The following is an 18,664-nucleotide window of genomic DNA, read 5'->3' as shown; positions in this document are numbered from 1 at the left end:
TTTTTGCGCGCCTGACCCGAGGATCTTCATGCAATTCAAGCCAGCTGTTACCGCTCTGGTCACTGCCGTCGCCCTGGCATCGCTGCTCAGCGGATGTAAAAAGGAAGAAGCGGCACCGGCCGCTCCGCCCCCTCAGGTCGGCGTCGTCACCCTGCAACCACAAGCGTTTACCCTCACGTCAGAACTGCCGGGCCGCACCAGTGCGTTCCGCATTGCTGAAGTTCGACCGCAGGTCAACGGCATCATTCTCAAGCGTTTGTTCAAGGAAGGTGCCGACGTCAAGGCCGGCCAGCAGCTCTATCAGATCGATCCATCGGTCTATGAAGCGACACTGAAAAGCGCTGAAGCCAACCTGCGTTCGACCAAATCGATCTCCGACCGCTACAAGCAACTGGTCGATGAACAGGCTGTGAGCCGTCAGGAATACGACACCGCACTGTCCAACCGTCTGCAATCGGAAGCTTCATTGCAGAGCGCGCAGATCAACGTGCGTTACACCAAGGTCTACGCGCCGATCTCGGGCCGTATCGGTCGTTCTTCGGTCACCGAAGGTGCCTTGGTCAGCAACGGCCAGACTGACGCCATGGCCGTGATCCAGCAACTGGACCCGATCTACGTCGACGTCACGCAGTCGTCGGTTGAACTGCTGGAACTGCGTCGCGAGCTGGAAAGCGGTCGTCTGCAAAAATCCGGCGACAACGCTGCAGCGGTCAAGCTGACCTTGGAAGACGGCAGCCAGTACAAGCTCGACGGTAAGCTGGAATTCTCCGAAGTATCGGTCGACCCGACTACCGGTTCCGTGACCCTGCGCGCCGTGTTCCCGAACCCGGATCACACGTTGCTGCCGGGTATGTTCGTCCACGCCCAATTGCAGGCTGGTGTGAACAGCGCCGCGATCCTCGCCCCGCAGCAGGGTGTGACCCGCGACCTCAAAGGCACACCGACCGCACTGGTCGTTGGTCCGGACAACAAGGTCGAGTTGCGTCAGCTCAAGGCCAGCCGCACCGTCGGCAGCCAGTGGCTGATCGAAGACGGACTGAAGGCCGGCGATCGTCTGATCACCGAAGGCCTGCAATTCGTCAAGCCCGGTGCCGAGGTCAAACCGACCGAAGCGACCAATGTCGGCGCAAAGAACCCGGCCCCCGCACAGGCAGCTGACAAAGCCGCCGGCGGCAAAGGGGAGTAACCCATGTCAAAATTCTTCATCGACCGTCCGATTTTCGCCTGGGTAATTGCCCTGGTGATCATGCTGGTCGGGGCACTATCGATCCTCAAGTTGCCGATCAACCAGTACCCGAGCATTGCGCCACCGGCCATTGCAATCTCCGTGACCTACCCGGGTGCTTCGGCGCAAACCGTGCAGGACACCGTGGTCCAAGTGATCGAGCAGCAGCTCAACGGTATCGACAACCTGCGTTATGTATCGTCGGAAAGTAACTCCGACGGCAGCATGACCATCACCGCGACCTTCGAGCAAGGCACCAACTCCGACACCGCACAGGTACAGGTTCAGAACAAGCTGAACCTGGCGACCCCGCTGTTGCCGCAGGAAGTGCAGCAACAAGGTATCCGTGTGACCAAGGCAGTGAAGAACTTCCTGTTGGTGATCGGCGTTGTGTCGCGTGACGGCAGCATGTCCAAGGACGACCTGTCCAACTACATCGTGTCGAACATGCAGGACCCGATCTCGCGCACCGCCGGTGTCGGTGACTTCCAGGTCTTCGGTGCCCAGTACGCGATGCGCATCTGGCTCGACCCGGCCAAGTTGAACAACTTCAACCTGACCCCGGTCGACGTGAAAACCGCCATTGCGGCGCAGAACGTCCAGGTCTCATCCGGTCAGCTCGGCGGCTTGCCGGCCGTGCAAGGTCAGCAACTGAACGCGACGATCATCGGCAAGACCCGTCTGCAAACCGCCGAGCAGTTCAAGGAAATCCTGCTCAAGGTCAACAAGGACGGCTCGCAGGTTCGCTTGAAAGACGTCGCCGACGTTGGCCTGGGTGGTGAAAACTACGCGATCAGCGCCCAGTTCAACGGCAGCCCGGCTTCCGGTCTGGCAGTGAAACTGGCCAACGGCGCCAACGCCCTGGACACGGCCAAGGCCCTGCGCACCACCATCGACAGCCTCAAGCCATTCTTCCCGCAAGGGATGGAAGTGGTATTCCCGTACGACACCACTCCAGTGGTGACCGAGTCGATCAAGGGTGTGGTTGAAACCCTGGTCGAAGCGATCGTGCTGGTATTCCTGGTGATGTTCCTGTTCCTGCAGAACTTCCGCGCCACCGTCATCACCACGATGACCGTGCCGGTGGTATTGCTCGGTACGTTCGGCATCCTCGCCGCCGCCGGTTTCAGCATCAACACCCTGACCATGTTCGGTATGGTGCTGGCCATCGGTTTGCTGGTGGACGATGCCATCGTCGTGGTGGAAAACGTCGAACGGGTGATGGCTGAGGAAGGGCTGTCTCCCAAGGAAGCGACCAAAAAGTCCATGGGCCAGATCCAGGGCGCACTGGTCGGTATCGCCCTGGTACTGTCGGCAGTACTGCTGCCGATGGCGTTCTTTGGTGGCTCGACCGGCGTGATCTACAAGCAGTTTTCGATCACCATCGTCTCGGCCATGGCCCTGTCGGTGCTGGTAGCACTGATCTTCACTCCGGCGCTCTGCGCGACCATGCTCAAACCGATTCCTCATGGTGAGCATGGCACGCCGAAAAAAGGCTTCTTCGGCTGGTTCAACCGCAACTTCGACCGTAGCGTCAAAAGCTACGAGCGCGGCGTCGGTAACATCCTGCGTCAAAAGGTCCCGTATTTACTGGCCTACGCGCTGATTCTGATCGGCATGATCTGGCTGTTCATGCGCATTCCTTCGTCCTTCCTGCCGGAAGAAGATCAGGGCGTACTGTTCGCTCAAGTGCAGACCCCGGCCGGCTCAAGTGCCCAGCGCACTCAGGTGGTCGTGGATGAAATGCGTGAGTACCTGCTGCGGCCGACCAAGGATGGCGGTGAAGGTGACACGGTAGCATCGGTGTTCACTGTAACCGGCTTCAACTTCGCCGGCCGTGGTCAAAGCTCGGGTATGGCGTTCATCATGCTCAAGCCATGGCACGAACGTGACGCCGACAACAGCGTGTTCAAACTGGCCGCTCGCGCCCAGCAGCACTTCTTTACCTTCCGTGATGCGATGGTGTTCGCCTTCGCCCCGCCGGCGGTACTGGAATTGGGTAACGCCACCGGTTTCGACGTGTTCCTGCAAGACCGCGCCGGTATTGGTCACGAAAAGTTGATGGAAGCACGCAACCAGTTCCTCGGCATGGCGGCGCAGAGCAAGGTGCTGTCGCAGGTGCGTCCGAATGGTCTGAACGACGAGCCACAGTTCCAGCTCGAAATCGACGACGAGAAGGCCAGTGCCCTCGGCGTTACCATCAGCGACATCAACAACACCTTGTCGATTGCCTTGGGCAGTAGCTACGTCAACGACTTCATCGACCGCGGTCGGGTGAAAAAGGTGTACGTGCAAGGCCAGCCGGATTCGCGCATGAACCCGGAAGATCTGAAGAAGTGGTACGTACGCAACGCCAGCGGCACCATGGTTCCGTTCTCGGCGTTCGCCAAGGGCGAGTGGATCTACGGCTCGCCCAAGCTCTCACGCTATAACGGCGTAGAGGCGGTGGAAATCCTCGGTGCTCCGGCTCCGGGTTACTCCACGGGTGAAGCCATGGCTGAAGTCGAAGCCATCGCGGCGAAACTGCCAAAAGGTGTCGGTATCTCCTGGACCGGTCTGTCCTATGAAGAGCGTCTGGCAGGTTCGCAAGCCCCGGCCCTGTTCGCGCTGTCGTTGCTGATGGTATTCCTGTGTCTGGCGGCACTGTATGAGAGCTGGTCGATTCCGATTGCTGTCGTACTCGTGGTGCCGTTGGGGATCATTGGTGCCTTGCTGGCGACCAGTCTGCGCGGTCTGTCCAACGACGTGTACTTCCTGGTGGGTCTGTTGACGACCATCGGTCTGGCGGCGAAAAACGCCATTCTGATCGTCGAGTTCGCCAAGGAGCTGCACGAACAGGGCGCCAGCCTGCGTGACGCAGCTATCGAGGCTTGCCGCATGCGTCTGCGTCCGATCATCATGACCTCGCTGGCGTTTATTCTCGGTGTGGTACCGCTGGCTATTTCCACCGGCGCGGGCTCTGGTAGCCAACACGCCATCGGTACGGTGGTAATCGGCGGTATGATCACCGCCACGATCCTGGCGATCTTCTGGGTCCCACTGTTCTTCGTCACGGTTTCGTCCATGGGCCAGCGTAAAAACGCCGACCAGGATGAAACTAAAGAAACTCCTAAAGAGGCTGGCCAATGAGCAAGTCGCTACTCTCCCTCGCAGTCGCCGCCTTCGTGCTGAGCGGTTGCTCGCTGATACCTGATTATCAGCAGCCTGAGGCTCCGGTCGCAGGCCAGTACCCGCAGGGCCCGGCGTATTCGCCGGCCCAGGCACCGGCGCAAGCCGCTGCCGAGCAGGGCTGGAAGCAGTTTTTCCATGACCCTGCCCTGCAACAGCTGATTCAGGTATCGCTGGAAAACAACCGTGACCTGCGTGTTGCGGCACTGAACATCGACGCCTACGCGGCTCAATACCGCATCCAGCGTGCCGACCTGTTCCCGGCGGTTTCGGCCAATGCCAGTGGCAGCCGTCAACGGGTTCCGGCCCGTGCATCGCAGACCGGCGAGTCGAGCATCACCAGCTCGTACTCCGCCACCGTCGGCATCAGTGCCTACGAACTCGACCTCTTCGGTCGGGTTCGCAGCCTGAGCGAACAAGCGCTGCAACAATACTTCGCCACTGAAGAAGCGCGCCGCAGCACGCAGATCAGTCTGGTCGCCAGCGTCGCCAATGCTTACCTGACCTGGCAAGCCGACAAGGAACTGCTGAAGCTGACCCAGGACACCCTCGGTGCCTTCGAAGAAAGCTACAAGCTGACCAGCCGCAGCAATGAAGTCGGTGTCGCCTCGGCGCTGGATCTGGCGCAGTCGCGTACCTCGGTGGAAAACGCCCGTGCACAACTGGCCAAGTACACCCGCCAGGTCGCGCAGGACGAAAACAGCCTGACCCTGCTGCTCGGCACCGGCATCCCGGCCAACCTGCAAGCGGCCAAACCGCTGTCGGATGATCTGCTCAGCGACGTACCGGCCGGTCTGCCTTCGGACCTGCTGCAACGTCGTCCGGACATCCTCCAGGCCGAGTACAACCTGAAGGCCGCCAACGCCAACATCGGCGCCGCCCGTGCCGCGTTCTTCCCGAGCATCAGCCTGACCGCCAACGCGGGCAGCCTGAGCCCGGACCTGTCCGGTCTGTTCAAGGGTGGTTCGGGGACTTGGCTGTTCCAGCCGCAGATCAACCTGCCGATCTTCAACGCCGGCAGCCTGCGCGCCAGCCTCGACTACGCCAAGATCCAGAAGGACATTGGCGTGGCGAACTACGAAAAGGCAATTCAAACCAGCTTCCAGGAAGTCGCCGATGGCCTGGCCGCACGCCAGACCTACACCGAGCAGTTGCAAGCGCAGCGTGATTTCGTTCAGGCCAACCAGGATTACTACCGCCTGGCCGAACGTCGTTACCGCATCGGCGTCGACAGCAACCTGACCTTCCTCGATGCCCAGCGTCAGCTGTTCAGCGCGCAACAAGCGCTGATCACCGACCGCCTCGCGCAGCTGACCAGTGCGGTCAACCTGTACAAGGCCCTGGGCGGTGGCTGGAATGCGCAAACCGCGCAGAACGAACCGCTGAAAGAAGAAGCGCCGAAGATGAAGCTGTTCTGATCATCATCAGGTGAACACAAGGAGCCCGCCATTTGGCGGGCTTTTTGTTGTCTGTCAAAAAGTTGTGTTGCCTGGGCTGGCCCCATCGCTGGCAAGCCAGCTCCCACACAGGTTTTGTGGTGTTCTCAATTTCTGCATCCAGCCAGATCACTGTGGGAGCTGGCTTGCCAGCGATGAGGCCCGCACAGCCGCCGCAAAATCATCATCAATCTTGGTTCGATAATCGCCCAGAACCCGCTTTCTCCGATTGAAACCACGCCTGCGCGCCCCGCACCATTCGTCCCACAAAACCAATAACAACAGGTTCGACACCATGCCCCCGCGCCCTGCCCTGTCCGGCTGATCTCCGCCGCCTCGTCCCGAATCTGCATAACCCTGTCTGCCCCGCAAACGGCGGCAACGGGCCTCGTTCGACCCAAAAAAATAACAAAGAGATCCTGCGATGACACATCCCACTGCGCCGTACGCATTCCCCGGCCTGATCGCCCTGGCCCTCGCTGGCGCTGCCCTGCCCGCTGCCGCTGAAGAAGGCGGTTTTATCGAAGGGGCCAAGGTCAATCTCAACCTGCGCAACTTCTACATCAACCGCAACTTCACCAACCCGACCAAAGCCCAGGGCAAAGCTGAAGAGTGGACGCAGAACTTCATCCTCGACGCCAAATCCGGTTTCACCCAAGGCACCGTCGGTTTCGGCATGGACGTGCTCGGCCTGTATTCGGTGAAGCTCGGCGGTGGCAAGGGTACTGGCGGGTCGCAGCTGCTGCCGCTTGATCACGACGGTCGCCCGGCGGACAACTTCGGCCGCACCAATGTCGCTTTCAAGGCGAAGCTGTCGCAGACCGAAGTGAAGGTTGGCGAATGGATGCCGGTGCTGCCGATCCTGCGTTCGGATGACGGCCGCTCGCTGCCGCAAACCTTTCGTGGCGGCCAGATCACCTCCAGGGAAATCGACGGCCTGACCCTCTACGGCGGCCAGTTCCGCGCCAACAGTCCGCGCGACGACAGCAGCATGAGCGACATGTCGATGTTCGGCAAAGCTGCGTTCACCTCCGATCGCTTCAACTTTCAGGGCGGTGAATACGTTTTCAACGAAAAACGCACGCAGATCGGTGTGTGGAATGCCGAGCTCAAGGACATCTACAGCCAGCAATACGTCAACTTGGTCCACAGCCAGCCACTCGGTGACTGGACACTGGGCGCCAACCTCGGTTTCTTCTACGGCAAGGACGACGGCAGCGCCCGCGCCGGTGATCTCGATAACAAGACCTGGTCCGGCATGTTCTCGGCCCGATACGGCGGCAACACCTTCTACATCGGCCTGCAAAAGCTCACAGGCGACAGCGCCTGGATGCGCGTCAACGGCACCAGCGGCGGCACCTTGGCCAACGACAGTTACAACTCAAGTTATGACAACGCACAGGAACGCTCCTGGCAGGTACGCCACGACTACAACTTTGCCGCACTTGGCATCCCCGGTCTGACCTTGATGAACCGCTACATCAGTGGCGACAACGTGCATACCGGCACCATCACCGATGGCAAGGAATGGGGTCGCGAATCGGAACTGGGTTACACCGTGCAGAGCGGCACACTCAAGGACCTCAACGTCAGATGGCGCAACTCGACCATGCGCCGGGACTTCAGCAACAACGAGTTCGATGAGAACCGCCTGATCATCAGCTACCCGATCAGCCTGCTCTAACCTCAATCCCCTGGAGCTGCCGCAGGCTGCGATCTTTTGATTTTGTTTTTAAGATCAAAAGATCGCAGCCTGCGGCAGTTCCTGCATAAAAGGTGATATCAGCGAGCCATCCGTCAGGAGCGCTGGCACTTTGTTCGACGTCGGGTAGAGTTGAAAAAACCTGAAGGACTCAGGCGTACGACCTCTCCCACTTCCGTTATCTGTTGATGTTGGTCCCCAAGACTTGAGCCAGGCTGTCATCGGAAGACAATGCTGATCACCAGAGGACCCCCTCATGATCACCCGACTCAATGTAGCTCCCGACTGGGACGCCAAGGCGTACCAGCAGTTTTCCCGTCTCAGGCAACGCCCGGTCAATGAATTGCTCGACCGTGTCGAACTGCACAACCCCAAACATATTTATGACCTCGGCTGCGGCACCGGTATTGCCACGCAGTTGTTGGCCCAGCGCTGGCCGCGTGCACAGCTGCAGGGCGTCGACAGCTCGCGACAAATGCTTGATGAAGCCCGCTGCCTGCCGATTCACGCATCGTGGAAACACTGCGATCTGCTCGAATGGCAGCCTGAACAACCGGCGGATCTATTGCTCGCGGCGGCCGTGCTGCATTTCATCGGCGACCACGACACCTTACTGCCGCGCTTGCTCGGCCAGCTCAATCGCGGCGGCTGCCTGGCGGCGCACATGCCGGACTGGCGCGATGCGTTGTGGTATCGGCTGATGCTCGACACGCTGGACGATGCCGGCCCCGGCGGCACACCGCTGGGTACGCGGCAATTGCGCCAACGTATGGCGGCGCGGCCGCTGTTGGCGCTGGAGGATTACTATCGCCTGCTCGCGCCGTTGACCGAATCGCTGGATATCTGGGAGACCGAGCAATTGCAGGTGGTCGACGGGAAATCGCCGGTGTATGACTGGGTCAAGGTGTCGGCGTTGCGCCCGGTGATGCAGGCGCTGAATTCAGAGGAGCAGTCGCGATTTATCTATCACTACCTGATGCGGGTGCATGAGCATTATCCGCAGGAGAGGAATGGGCATACGTTGTTTCCGTTCAAGCGGATATTCATTGTCGCCACGGTGTGATGCATCACGGCGACTACCGCTATCGCTGGCAAGCCAGCTCCCACAGGTTTTTGGGTTGTTCACAAATTTTGGGTACACCCGAGAACACTGTGGGAGCTGGCTTGCCAGCGATGGCGTCAGACTGGACAACAACTATTCCCGGGATTCGACACCCAGCTCATCCCACACCGACTCCGCCAGATGAAACGTCGCATTCGCCGCCGGAATCCCGCAATAAATCGCACTCTGCATGATCACTTCCTTGATCTCGCCACGGCTCACGCCGTTATTGGCGGCTGCGCGCAGGTGCAGTTTCAGTTCGCCCTCGCGGTTCATGCCAATCAGCATGGCAATGGTAATCAGGCTACGGGTGTGCCGAGGCAAACCCGGGCGGGTCCAGATATCGCCCCAGGCATGACGGGTGATCATCTCCTGAAATTCGCCATTGAACTCGGTCAGCGTCGTCAGGCTGCGATCGACGTGGGCATCGCCCAACACTGCGCGGCGCACCTGCATGCCGTCGTCGTAACGTTGTTTCTCGTCCACAAAAACTTCCTCACCTGGCCTGCAAAAACGCCAGCACACGGTCGCTGAATTCAGCGCCGGCCTGCACGTTGGAAAGATGCGCCGCATAGAACTCGGCATACTCGGCGCCGCGTACATGCTCCTGAATGAAATGCCCGCCGGACGGCGGCGTGACCGCGTCTTCGCTGCCGGCAATCACCAGCAACGGCACGTTGATCGAAGCCAGTTGATCACGGAAATCGGCATCGCGTACCGCCGCGCAATTGGCCGCGTAACCTTCAGGCGAGGTCGCCGCGAGCATGTCGGTGATCTGCTTGGCCGCCGCCGGATGAGCCGCCGAGAAGTCCGGGGTAAACCAACGGGCAATCGAGGCATCACGCAGGGCAACCATTGCCGCCGGACCGTCGCGCAGCACGGTTTCGATGCGTGGATTCCACACTGACGGATCGCCGATTTTTGCCGCCGTGTTGCAGACGATCAGTTTGTGCAGGCGATGCCCGGCATTGATCCCCAGCCACTGGCCGATCAATCCACCCATCGACAATCCGCAGAAATGCGCGCGCTCGATGTGCAGCGCATCCAGCAGCCCGAGCACGTCATGGCCCAGTTGCTCGATGCTGTACGGCCCCGGTGTCACCAACGATTGACCGTGCCCACGGGTGTCGAAACGCAGCACACGAAAATTTTCGGTGAACGCCGGCATCTGCGCGTCCCACATGTGCAGGTCGGTGCCCAGCGAGTTGGACAGCACCAGCACCGGCGCATCGACCGGGCCTTCAATCTGAGGCCCTTGAATTTGATAGTGCAGTTCGCCATCGGCGAGTTGAACGAAAGCCACAGCCCTCTCCTTCAGACAGACAATGCGTGATGTTCGACCACCGCACGCTCGACCCAGACTTGCGCCTGACCGAGGTAATGGGCGGGATTCAACAGATGATCCAGTTCGGCGCCGCTCAGTTCGGCGGTGACCGCTGGCTCATCACCGAGAACTGCGCGCAAGTGGCGTTGCTCGGCCACCGCGCGCTTGCAGCATTGTTCAAGCAGGTGATGCGCGGTATCGCGGCCGACCCGTTGCGCGAGGACGATGCTCACCGCTTCGGCCAGCACCAGCCCTTGGGTAAGTTCGAGATTGCGTGCCATGCGTGCGGCATCGACTTCCAGGCCATCAGCCAGCAGGCGCGCCTGTTGCAGCGCCCCCGAGACGAGGCAGCAAATCTCCGGCAGGGTTTCCCATTCGGCATGCCACAGACCGAGGCTGCGTTCGTGCTCCTGCGGCATCGCGCTGAACAGCGTCGACACCAGCCCCGGCACTCGCGTTGCCGCGCCGATCAGCACCGCCGCTCCGACCGGGTTGCGTTTATGCGGCATGGTCGAAGAACCGCCCTTGCCCGGAGCCGACGGTTCAAAGACTTCCGCCGCTTCGGTCTGCATCAACAGGCTGATGTCGCGGCCGAGTTTGCCGAGGCTGCCGGCGATCAAACCGAGCACCGCGCCGAACTCAACGATGCGATCACGCTGGGTGTGCCACGGTTGTTCCGGCAAGGTCAGTTGCAGTTCTTGCGCCAAAGCTTCGGCAATCGGTAACGCCTGCTTGCCAAGCGCCGCGAGGGTTCCGGACGCGCCGCCGAATTGCAGCACCAGCAGGCGCGGCTTGGTTCGCGCAGACGCTGACGGCTGCGAGTCACTGCGCCAAGCCAACCGGCGATTTTCATGCCGAGAGTCACCGGGGTTGCGTGTTGCAGCCAGGTACGGCCGGCCAACGGGGTCGCGGCGTGGCGTTGGGCCTGAGTCGCAAGAGCATCGGCCAGTTGTGCCAGATCGTTTTCGATCAGTTGCAGCGCCTGACGCAATTGCAGGACCAGCCCGGTATCCATTACGTCCTGACTGGTCGCGCCCAGATGCACATAGCGCTCGGCTTCGGCATCCGTGGCGGCGATCTGCTTGCCCAAGGCCTTGACCAGCGGAATCGCCGAATTGCCCGCCGTGGCAATCGCCTCGCCCAACGCGGCGAAGTCATACAAACCGGCGCGGCAGGCATTTTCGATGGGCGCCACCGCGTGTGACGGAATCATTCCGACCCGCGCCTCGGCCCGAGCCAGCGCCGCTTCGAAGTCGAGCATCGCTTGCACGCGGCCCTGATCGCAGAACACGTCGCGCATATCGCGGGCAGTGAAGTAGGCATCGAACAATTGATTGCCCGGTCGCTGAGTCATAAACAGTCCTTGCCGGCGCGGGCCATGACGGCCCGCGCGCATCGGTTTAGAGATCGTGGTGCAAATACGCCGCCTGTTTCGGCAAGCGCAAACTGAACAGGAACGCGACGGCCATCATCACCGTGACGTACCAGTAGAAGGCGTTTTCCATGCCCCCGGCTTTCAGGCTCAGGGCCACATATTCTGCCGAACCGCCAAAGATTGCGTTGGCCACGGCATAGGCCAGACCGACGCCGAGGGCGCGGACTTCCGGCGGGAACATTTCGGCTTTCACCAGACCGCTGATCGAGGTGTAGAAACTGACGATGGCCAGCGCCACGGTGATCAGCACAAAGGCCAGGATCGGACTGCTGACGCTTTTCAGGCTCAACAGGATTGGCACGGTAAACAGCGTACCGAGCGCGCCGAACCAGAGCATCGAGTTACGTCGACCGATCTTGTCGGCGAGCATGCCGAACAGCGGTTGCATGCACATATAAAGGAAGAGCGCGCCGGTCATGATGTAGCTGGCGGTCTTGGCGTGCATGCCGGCGGTGTTCACCAGATATTTCTGCATGTAGGTGGTGAAGGTATAGAAAATCAGCGAGCCACCAGCGGTGTAGCCGAGCACGGTGATGAACGCGGCTTTGTGGTCACGGAACAACGCACGAATGCTGCCGGCGTCCTTGTTCTCGCGCATTTCCTTGCTGGTGGTTTCTTTCAACGAACGGCGCAGGAACAGCGAGATCACCGCCGCGACCGCACCGACCACAAACGGAATCCGCCAGCCGTAGGCACGCAGTTCGTCTTCGCTGAGGAACTGTTGCAGGATCACCACCAGCAATACCGCCAGCAGTTGCCCGCCGATCAACGTCACGTACTGGAACGAGGCGAAAAAACCGCGCTGGCCCTTGAGCGCGACTTCACTCATGTAAGTCGCGGTGGTGCCATATTCACCGCCGACCGACAGGCCTTGCAGCAGACGTGCAAACAGCAACAACAACGGCGCCCAGACACCGATGGTGTTGTAGGTCGGCAAGCAGGCGATGAGCAACGAACCGAAGCACATCATCAGCACCGAAATCATCATCGAGGTCTTGCGGCCCTTCTTGTCTGCCAGACGCCCGAAAATCCAGCCACCAATCGGGCGCATCAGGAAGCCGGCGGCGAACACGCCTGCGGTGTTGACCAGTTGCACCGTCGGGTTATCGGAAGGGAAAAACGCCGGGGCGAAATAGATCGCGCAAAAGGCGTAGACGTAGAAGTCGAACCATTCGACGAGGTTGCCGGACGAAGCGCCGACAATGGCGAAGATGCGCTTGCTGCGCTCTTCGCCGGTGTAATGGGAGGTGATGGTTGTCATTGTTTATCACTCGATAGGGACAGTGAGAGTCTAGACATACTTTGCAACAGTCCCGTTCCACATCCTGTATTGATCGTTCCCACGCTCTGCGTGGTAACGCATCCCGTGACGCTCCGCGTCACACTGGACGCAGAGCGTCCATGGCGGCATTCCCACGCAGAGCGTGGGAACGATCAGTAGGCAGCGATCAATAATCGAAGAACACCGTCTCTGCGTCAGTGCCCTGCAAAATCACATTCCACTGATACACCCCCGCCGCATCCGGCTTCGCCAGCAAGGTCGCGCGGCGCTCGGCCGGCACACACTCCAGCAACGGATCATTCACGTTCGCCGGCTCCCCTTCAAAGTAAATCCGCGTCAGCAAATGCTTCACCAAGCCCCGCGCAAACACCAATACCACCAGATGCGGCGCCTGGGTCGAGCCCTTCAGGCCTTCGACCGTGCCCGGCTTGATCGTGGTGAAACGGAAACGCCCTTCAGCGTCCACCGGCACCCGGCCGAAACCTTCGAAATGCGGGTCCAGCGGTTTGTCCTGCTCGTCTTCCGGATGCGCGTACTTGCCGGCAGCGTTGGCCTGCCAGACTTCAAGCATGGCGTCGTTGACCACATCGCCGTTGCCGTCAACGACTTGGCCGGTGATCGCCACGCGCTCGCCGAGGGTTTGTTCGACCGCGAGGTTTTCGCGGTTCAGCCAGGTCAGACCGATGTGGTAGTACGGCCCGACGGTGTGGGACGTGGTGGCAGTCAGGGTCATCTTATTTCTCCATCGGCGTGGCGTCGCGGCCACGCAAGACGATGTCCCAGCGGTAACCGAGGGCGTAGGACGGAATGGTTTTTTCCAGATCGAAACTGGCGATCAGGCGTTCCTTGGCCGAAGTGTCCGGCACGCAGTTGTAGATCGGGTCGTAGGCCAGTAGCGGATCGCCGGGGAAGTACATCTGCGTCACCAAGCGAGTAAGGATGCTCGGCCCGAACAACGAAAAATGAATGTGCGCCGGGCGCCACGCGTTGTGGTGGTTGCCCCACGGATAGGCGCCGGGCTTGATGGTCTGGAACTGATACCAGCCATCGGCGTCGGTCACGGTGCGGCCGGTGCCGGTGAAGTTCGGGTCCAGCGGCGCGTCGTGCAGGTCGCGCTGGTGGTTGTAGCGGCCGGCGGCGTTGGCCTGCCAGATCTCCACCAGAATCCCCGGCACCGGCAGACCGTTTTCGTCGAGCACACGGCCGTGAATGATGATCCGCTCGCCCAACGGTTCGCCGTCGTGCTGGGCGGTCAGGTCATTATCTTTCTCGGCGACGCGTTCGGCACCGATGGTCGGGCCGGTGATCTCCGACAACGAATGCGGCAGAAACACCAACGGCTTCGATGGCGAGCGCAGATTGGTGGATTGATACGTCGGGTGCAGGTACTCAGGCTGAGTGCCTTCCTGCGGACGACGGTAACCAGGCTTGTCAGACATGTCGCTTTCCTCTGTTCTTTTTCGTCACGGCTTGCGTCAGACGCGTTCGATGGCCAAGGCCAGACCTTGGCCAACTCCGACGCACATGGTCGCCAGACCTTTCTTGCCGCCGGTCTTTTCCAGCTGATGCAGCGCGGTCAGCACCAGACGCGCGCCGCTCATGCCCAACGGGTGACCGAGAGCAATCGCGCCGCCATTCGGGTTGACCTGCGCCGCGTCATCCGCCAGCCCCAGTTCACGCAGCACTGCCAAGCCTTGGCTGGCGAAGGCTTCGTTGAGTTCGATCACATCAAAATCGCTGACCGCCACACCGAGACGCTCGGTAAGTTTGCGCACCGCCGGCACCGGGCCGATGCCCATCACCCGTGGCGCGACACCAGCGCTGGCCATGCCGAGTACCTTGGCACGAGCGGTCAGACCGTGTTTTTTCACCGCTTCGGCGGACGCGAGAATCAGCGCGGCGGCGCCGTCATTAACCCCGGAAGCATTGCCGGCGGTGACGGTTTTGTCCGGGCCGTTGACCGGTTTCAGTTTGCTCAGCGCTTCGAGTGTGGTGTCGGCACGTGGATGTTCGTCCTGGCTGACCACGGTTTCGCCTTTTTTGTGGGCGATGCGCACTTCGACGATTTCTTCGGCGAAGTAGCCAGCGGCCTGCGCGGCAGCGGTGCGTTGCTGACTGCGCAAGGCGAAAGCGTCCTGATCCTCGCGGGACACTTGATAGTCGTCGGCGACGTTGTCGGCGGTCTGCGGCATCGCGTCGACGCCGTATTGCGCCTTCATCAACGGGTTGATGAAACGCCAGCCGATGGTGGTGTCTTCCAGTTTCATGTTGCGCGAAAACGCCGCGTCAGCCTTGCCCATCACGAACGGTGCGCGGGACATCGACTCGACGCCGCCGGCAATCGCCAGCTCCATCTCGCCACTGGCAATCGCGCGGAATGCGGTGCCGATCGCGTCCATGCCCGAAGCGCAGAGGCGATTGAGGGTCACGCCCGGCACGCTGTCCGGCAGACCCGCCAACAGCAGCGCCATGCGTGCGACGTTGCGGTTGTCTTCGCCGGCCTGGTTGGCGCAGCCGAGAAACACCTCGTCGATTGCATTCCAGTCCACCGATGGATTGCGCTCCATCAGCGCCTTGATCGGCACAGCCGCGAGATCGTCGGCACGAACGGCAGACAGTCCACCGCCGAAACGGCCGATGGGGGTACGAATCGCGTCGCAGATATAAACGTCACGCATCATGCTTCTCCCGGTGCCTGACCGTGGGCGGCGGCCGTGCGCGCTTCGAGATCGCGCAGTGCGGTCAACTCGACTTCCGTCGGTTCGGCGGTGGTGGCTACGTCATCGGCAAAACGGATCGCCCAACCGGTGGCGGCGACCACTTGCTCGCGGGTCACGCCTGGGTGCAGTGCGGTGACCACAAATTCGTAGGTGCCTTCTTCCGGCTCCATGATGCACAGGTCGGTGATGATCCCGACCGGCCCGGCGCCCGGCAGGCCCAGACGTTTACGCGAATCGCCGCCCTCGCCATGACCGACCGAGGTGATGAAGTCGAGCTTGTCGACAAACGAACGCGCCGACTGTTTAAGGATGATCAACACGCTTTTCGCCGAACCGGCAATCTCCGGCGCGCCACCGGCACCCGGCAGACGCACTTTCGGCGCATGGTAATCGCCGACCACGGTGGTGTTGATGTTGCCGAAACGGTCGACCTGCGCGGCGCCGAGAAAACCGACGTCGATGCGTCCGCCCTGCAACCAATAGCGAAAAATCTCACCGGTCGGGACGACAGTGTCGGCGGTCTCCGCCAGTTCGCCGTCACCGATGGACAGCGGCAGTACGCTCGGTTTGGCGCCGATCGGGCCCGATTCGTAGATCAGCACTACGTCCGGCGACGACGTCAGGCGTGCCAGGTTCGCAGCTTTCGACGGCAGGCCGATGCCGACGAAGCACACCGAACCGTTCTTCAGGCGACGGGCTGCGGCGACGGTCATCATTTCATTGGTGGAGTAAGTCATTATTTGGCCTCCGAAGCAGCGGCCAACTTGGCCTGGAACTCGCTGAAGTCAGCGCAGCCATGGATGTATTCGTTGATCCACGCGGTAAACGTCTCACGGTCGCGGGCGATCGGGTCCCACGCCTGATAGAAACGGTTGTCGCGTTCGGTGTAACCGTGGGCGTAGGACGGATGCGCACCGCCGGGTACATGGCAGACCGCGCTCAAGGCCCAGGTCGGCAGTACGCAGGCGTTCATCGGCGCGTTGAGGTTGTCGACGATTTCCTCAACGGTGACGATGCAGCGCTTGGCGGCCAGCGCCGCTTCTTTCTGCACGCCGAGAATGCCCCACAACAGCACGTTGCCTTGGCGGTCGGCTTTCTGCGCGTGGATCACGGTCACGTCCGGACGCACCGACGGCACGGCCGCCAGCACTTCACCGGTAAATGGACAGGTGACGGTTTTGATCAGCGGGTTGACCTTTGGCAGGTCGGAGCCGGCGTAGGCACGCAGCACCGCGAACGGCAGGCCGGAAGCGCCAGCTACGTAGGCATTGGCCAGATCGGCGTGGGAATGTTCTTCGATCTCCAGCGGGTGCGGCCATTGCTTCTCGACCGCGTCACGCAGACGGTGCAACGAACCTACACCCGGATTGCCACCCCAGGAGAAGATCAGCTTGCGAGCACAACCGGCTCCGATCAGTTGGTCGTAGATCAGGTCTGGCGTCATCCGCACCAGGGTCAGATCTTTCTTGCCCTGACGAATGATTTCATGACCTGCCGCCGTAGGGATCAGGTGAGTGAAGCCTTCGAGCGCGACGGTGTCGCCGTCGTTGACGAATTGCTTCACCGCGTCGTGCAGCGAAAGGATCTCAGCCATGGAGCGGGCTCCCGTTTTTGTAATGAATCGCCAGTGATAAAAAGGCGCGAGGTTCAGCGCCGGAGTCACTGCAGATTAAGCCTGGGAAATTCGCCAAACAATCCGATAATCGACTGAGTGTTCGTTTATCGAACAGATTGTTATCAACCTAACAATGATCGTTCCCACGCTCCGCTTGGGAACGCAGCCCAGGACGCTCCGCGTCCAAGAGCAGACGCAGAGCGTCTATTGAGGCGTTCCCACGCAGAGCGTAGGAACGATCATGTGCTGAAAATCAGGTGGCATCCGCATGACTGACCATGCCCTTGATCACCACCGCCGTAGTGGCCAACGCCGCCGGAATCACCAACGCCGTCAACACCTGCTCGAAATTCCAGCCCAGGCCCAACAACGTCGCGCCCATCCACGCCCCGAGAATCGCGCCGAACCGACCAATCCCGAGCATCCACGACACCCCGGTCGCTCGCCCCTGAGTCGGATAAAACCGTGCTGCCAGCGACGGCATTGCCGATTGCGCACCGTTCACACACATCCCCGCCACCAACACCAGGGTCGCCAGCAGCGTGATATTGCCCAGACTCTGCCCCACCGCGTAGGCAAACACTCCGGCCAGCAGGTAGAAAATGCCAATCACCTTGTGCGGATTGAAACGGTCCATCGCCCATCCCACAGCGACCGCGCTCAATACCCCGCCAAACTGGAACAACGCGCCAATGAACGCGGCCTGCTCCATGCTTGCGCCGCTGTCACGCATCAGTGTCGGCAGCCAACTGGTCAGCAGATACACAATCACCAGGCCCATGAAATAGGTCAGCCACAGCAACAAGGTGCCGGTGCTGTAGGTGCCCGAGAAGATCACCGCAAACACATTGCGCGCCTTGACGGTTTTCTGTTCCGGCACGCTGAAGCTGGAAGCCTGAGCGACGGTGACCGGGTCAATCGGCGCGAGGGTCTTGCGCACTTTGTCGGTACCGCGGTTGCGCACGACCAGGTAACGCGCCGATTCCGGCAGCCAGAACAGCAGCACCACGGCGAGGATCAGCGGCAGGATTCCACCAATCAGCAACAAACTGTGCCAGCCGAACGCCGGAATCAGCTTTGCCGAAATAAAACCACCACCGGCCATGCCGAGGTTGAATCCACAGAACATGCTGGTCACCAGCAGCGACTTCTTGCGCTCCGGGGTGTATTCCGACAGCAGTGTCGTCGCGTTCGGCATCCCCGCGCCCAGACCGAGGCCGGTGAGGAAACGCAGCACCAGCAATTGCTCGACATTGGTGCTGTACGCCGAGGCCAGACTGAAAGCACCGAACAGCACCACCGCCCCCACCAATACGACTTTGCGCCCGAAACGGTCAGCCAAGGGCCCGGAACCGAGCGCGCCGAAGACCATGCCGATCAGCGCGGCACTCATCACCGGGCCGAGGCTGGCGCGGTCGATGCCCCAGTCCTGCGACAGCGCCGGGGCAATGAAACCCATCGCGGCGGTGTCGAGGCCATCAAGGAAAACAATCAGGAAACACAGGATCACCACCCGCCACTGATAGCGCGAGATTGGTTGGGCATTGATGAAGGTCTGCACGTCGAGGCAGTTACCCACAGCGGACTGAGGCTGGTTCATTATTTTTATTCCACGCAAAAAAACGCAGTCGAACGGCGGCCGGCCAAAGAGCGGC

The 18,664-nt window shown here is 60.8% G+C and carries 14 protein-coding genes and 1 pseudogene; 5 read left to right on the top strand and 10 right to left on the bottom strand.

The window, feature by feature from the left end; translation table 11 throughout:
* Positions 1-28 precede the first annotated feature (28 nt).
* From emhA to ACVVH8_RS06850, 5 genes are all read left to right on the top strand, one after another.
* Complete coding sequence (gene emhA / locus ACVVH8_RS06870) at positions 29-1,186, top strand: efflux RND transporter periplasmic adaptor subunit EmhA (RefSeq protein WP_103307024.1); 1,158 nt, start codon at positions 29-31, stop codon at positions 1,184-1,186.
* A 3-nt stretch (positions 1,187-1,189) separates the two neighbouring features.
* Positions 1,190-4,354 (top strand): efflux RND transporter permease subunit EmhB, encoded by a 3,165-nt coding sequence (gene emhB / locus ACVVH8_RS06865; protein WP_213027790.1) that lies wholly within the window; start codon positions 1,190-1,192, stop codon positions 4,352-4,354.
* A complete protein-coding gene (gene emhC, locus ACVVH8_RS06860) occupies positions 4,351-5,811 on the top strand; it encodes an efflux RND transporter outer membrane subunit EmhC (protein ID WP_475229170.1) in 1,461 nt (486 codons plus the stop codon). The genes emhB and emhC overlap by 4 nt, the downstream gene beginning before the upstream one ends.
* 442 nt (positions 5,812-6,253) lie before the next feature.
* Positions 6,254-7,513 carry an OprD family porin gene (locus ACVVH8_RS06855; RefSeq protein ID WP_475229168.1) on the top strand — a complete coding sequence of 420 codons (1,260 nt, stop codon included), beginning with the start codon at positions 6,254-6,256 and terminating at the stop codon, positions 7,511-7,513.
* A gap of 274 nt (positions 7,514-7,787) precedes the next feature.
* Entirely contained in the window at positions 7,788-8,594 is an 807-nt protein-coding gene (locus tag ACVVH8_RS06850) for a methyltransferase domain-containing protein (RefSeq protein WP_315449185.1), read from the top strand.
* A gap of 132 nt (positions 8,595-8,726) precedes the next feature.
* On the opposite strand, the gene pcaC is transcribed toward ACVVH8_RS06850, so the two are convergent.
* The 10 genes and pseudogenes from pcaC to pcaK all read right to left on the bottom strand — a co-directional run bounded on the left by pcaC (position 8,727) and on the right by pcaK (position 18,609).
* Complete coding sequence (gene pcaC, locus ACVVH8_RS06845) at positions 8,727-9,119, bottom strand: 4-carboxymuconolactone decarboxylase (protein ID WP_475229166.1); 393 nt, start codon at positions 9,117-9,119, stop codon at positions 8,727-8,729.
* Between the two features lie 10 nt (positions 9,120-9,129).
* Positions 9,130-9,936 (bottom strand): 3-oxoadipate enol-lactonase, encoded by an 807-nt coding sequence (pcaD, locus tag ACVVH8_RS06840; RefSeq protein ID WP_475229163.1) that lies wholly within the window; start codon positions 9,934-9,936, stop codon positions 9,130-9,132.
* An 11-nt stretch (positions 9,937-9,947) separates the two neighbouring features.
* Positions 9,948-11,311, bottom strand: a pseudogene (locus ACVVH8_RS06835) (3-carboxy-cis,cis-muconate cycloisomerase).
* 46 nt (positions 11,312-11,357) lie between these two features.
* On the bottom strand, positions 11,358-12,653 hold the full coding sequence (locus tag ACVVH8_RS06830; RefSeq protein WP_213027784.1) for an MFS family transporter: 1,296 nt from the start codon (positions 12,651-12,653) through the stop codon (positions 11,358-11,360).
* 187 nt (positions 12,654-12,840) lie between these two features.
* A complete protein-coding gene (gene pcaG, locus ACVVH8_RS06825; RefSeq protein WP_475229161.1) occupies positions 12,841-13,407 on the bottom strand; it encodes a protocatechuate 3,4-dioxygenase subunit alpha in 567 nt (188 codons plus the stop codon).
* A gap of 1 nt (position 13,408) precedes the next feature.
* Positions 13,409-14,113: a protocatechuate 3,4-dioxygenase subunit beta gene (gene pcaH, locus ACVVH8_RS06820; RefSeq protein WP_103307041.1), complete on the bottom strand. Its 705-nt coding sequence runs from the start codon at positions 14,111-14,113 to the stop codon at positions 13,409-13,411.
* A gap of 36 nt (positions 14,114-14,149) precedes the next feature.
* Positions 14,150-15,355: a 3-oxoadipyl-CoA thiolase gene (gene pcaF, locus ACVVH8_RS06815; RefSeq protein ID WP_401297985.1), complete on the bottom strand. Its 1,206-nt coding sequence runs from the start codon at positions 15,353-15,355 to the stop codon at positions 14,150-14,152.
* Positions 15,352-16,134 carry a CoA-transferase subunit beta gene (locus tag ACVVH8_RS06810; RefSeq protein WP_475231142.1) on the bottom strand — a complete coding sequence of 261 codons (783 nt, stop codon included), beginning with the start codon at positions 16,132-16,134 and terminating at the stop codon, positions 15,352-15,354. Before ACVVH8_RS06810 ends, pcaF begins: the two co-directional genes overlap by 4 nt.
* Positions 16,131-16,988, bottom strand: coding sequence for a CoA transferase subunit A (locus ACVVH8_RS06805; RefSeq protein ID WP_315449174.1), 858 nt, complete (start codon positions 16,986-16,988; stop codon positions 16,131-16,133). Before ACVVH8_RS06805 ends, ACVVH8_RS06810 begins: the two co-directional genes overlap by 4 nt.
* A gap of 274 nt (positions 16,989-17,262) precedes the next feature.
* Positions 17,263-18,609 carry a 4-hydroxybenzoate transporter PcaK gene (pcaK, locus tag ACVVH8_RS06800; RefSeq protein ID WP_103307045.1) on the bottom strand — a complete coding sequence of 449 codons (1,347 nt, stop codon included), beginning with the start codon at positions 18,607-18,609 and terminating at the stop codon, positions 17,263-17,265.
* Positions 18,610-18,664 lie beyond the last annotated feature (55 nt).

The sequence above is a fragment of the Pseudomonas trutticola BRTCR10 genome (assembly GCF_056155105.1).
The sequence above is the reverse complement of the archived record's forward strand: the minus strand, read 5'-3'. Positions and strand labels throughout refer to the sequence as shown.

Coding starts and splice junctions, on each gene's coding strand:
- pcaF (WP_401297985.1), bottom strand. CDS start 15,355: ATGATGCGTGACGTTTATATCTGCGACGCGATTCGTACCCCCATCGGC.
- emhA (WP_103307024.1), top strand. CDS start 29: ATGCAATTCAAGCCAGCTGTTACCGCTCTGGTCACTGCCGTCGCCCTG.
- pcaK (WP_103307045.1), bottom strand. CDS start 18,609: ATGAACCAGCCTCAGTCCGCTGTGGGTAACTGCCTCGACGTGCAGACC.
- ACVVH8_RS06830 (WP_213027784.1), bottom strand. CDS start 12,653: ATGACAACCATCACCTCCCATTACACCGGCGAAGAGCGCAGCAAGCGC.
- ACVVH8_RS06855 (WP_475229168.1), top strand. CDS start 6,254: ATGACACATCCCACTGCGCCGTACGCATTCCCCGGCCTGATCGCCCTG.
- ACVVH8_RS06805 (WP_315449174.1), bottom strand. CDS start 16,988: ATGGCTGAGATCCTTTCGCTGCACGACGCGGTGAAGCAATTCGTCAAC.
- emhB (WP_213027790.1), top strand. CDS start 1,190: ATGTCAAAATTCTTCATCGACCGTCCGATTTTCGCCTGGGTAATTGCC.
- emhC (WP_475229170.1), top strand. CDS start 4,351: ATGAGCAAGTCGCTACTCTCCCTCGCAGTCGCCGCCTTCGTGCTGAGC.
- ACVVH8_RS06850 (WP_315449185.1), top strand. CDS start 7,788: ATGATCACCCGACTCAATGTAGCTCCCGACTGGGACGCCAAGGCGTAC.
- pcaG (WP_475229161.1), bottom strand. CDS start 13,407: ATGACCCTGACTGCCACCACGTCCCACACCGTCGGGCCGTACTACCAC.
- pcaH (WP_103307041.1), bottom strand. CDS start 14,113: ATGTCTGACAAGCCTGGTTACCGTCGTCCGCAGGAAGGCACTCAGCCT.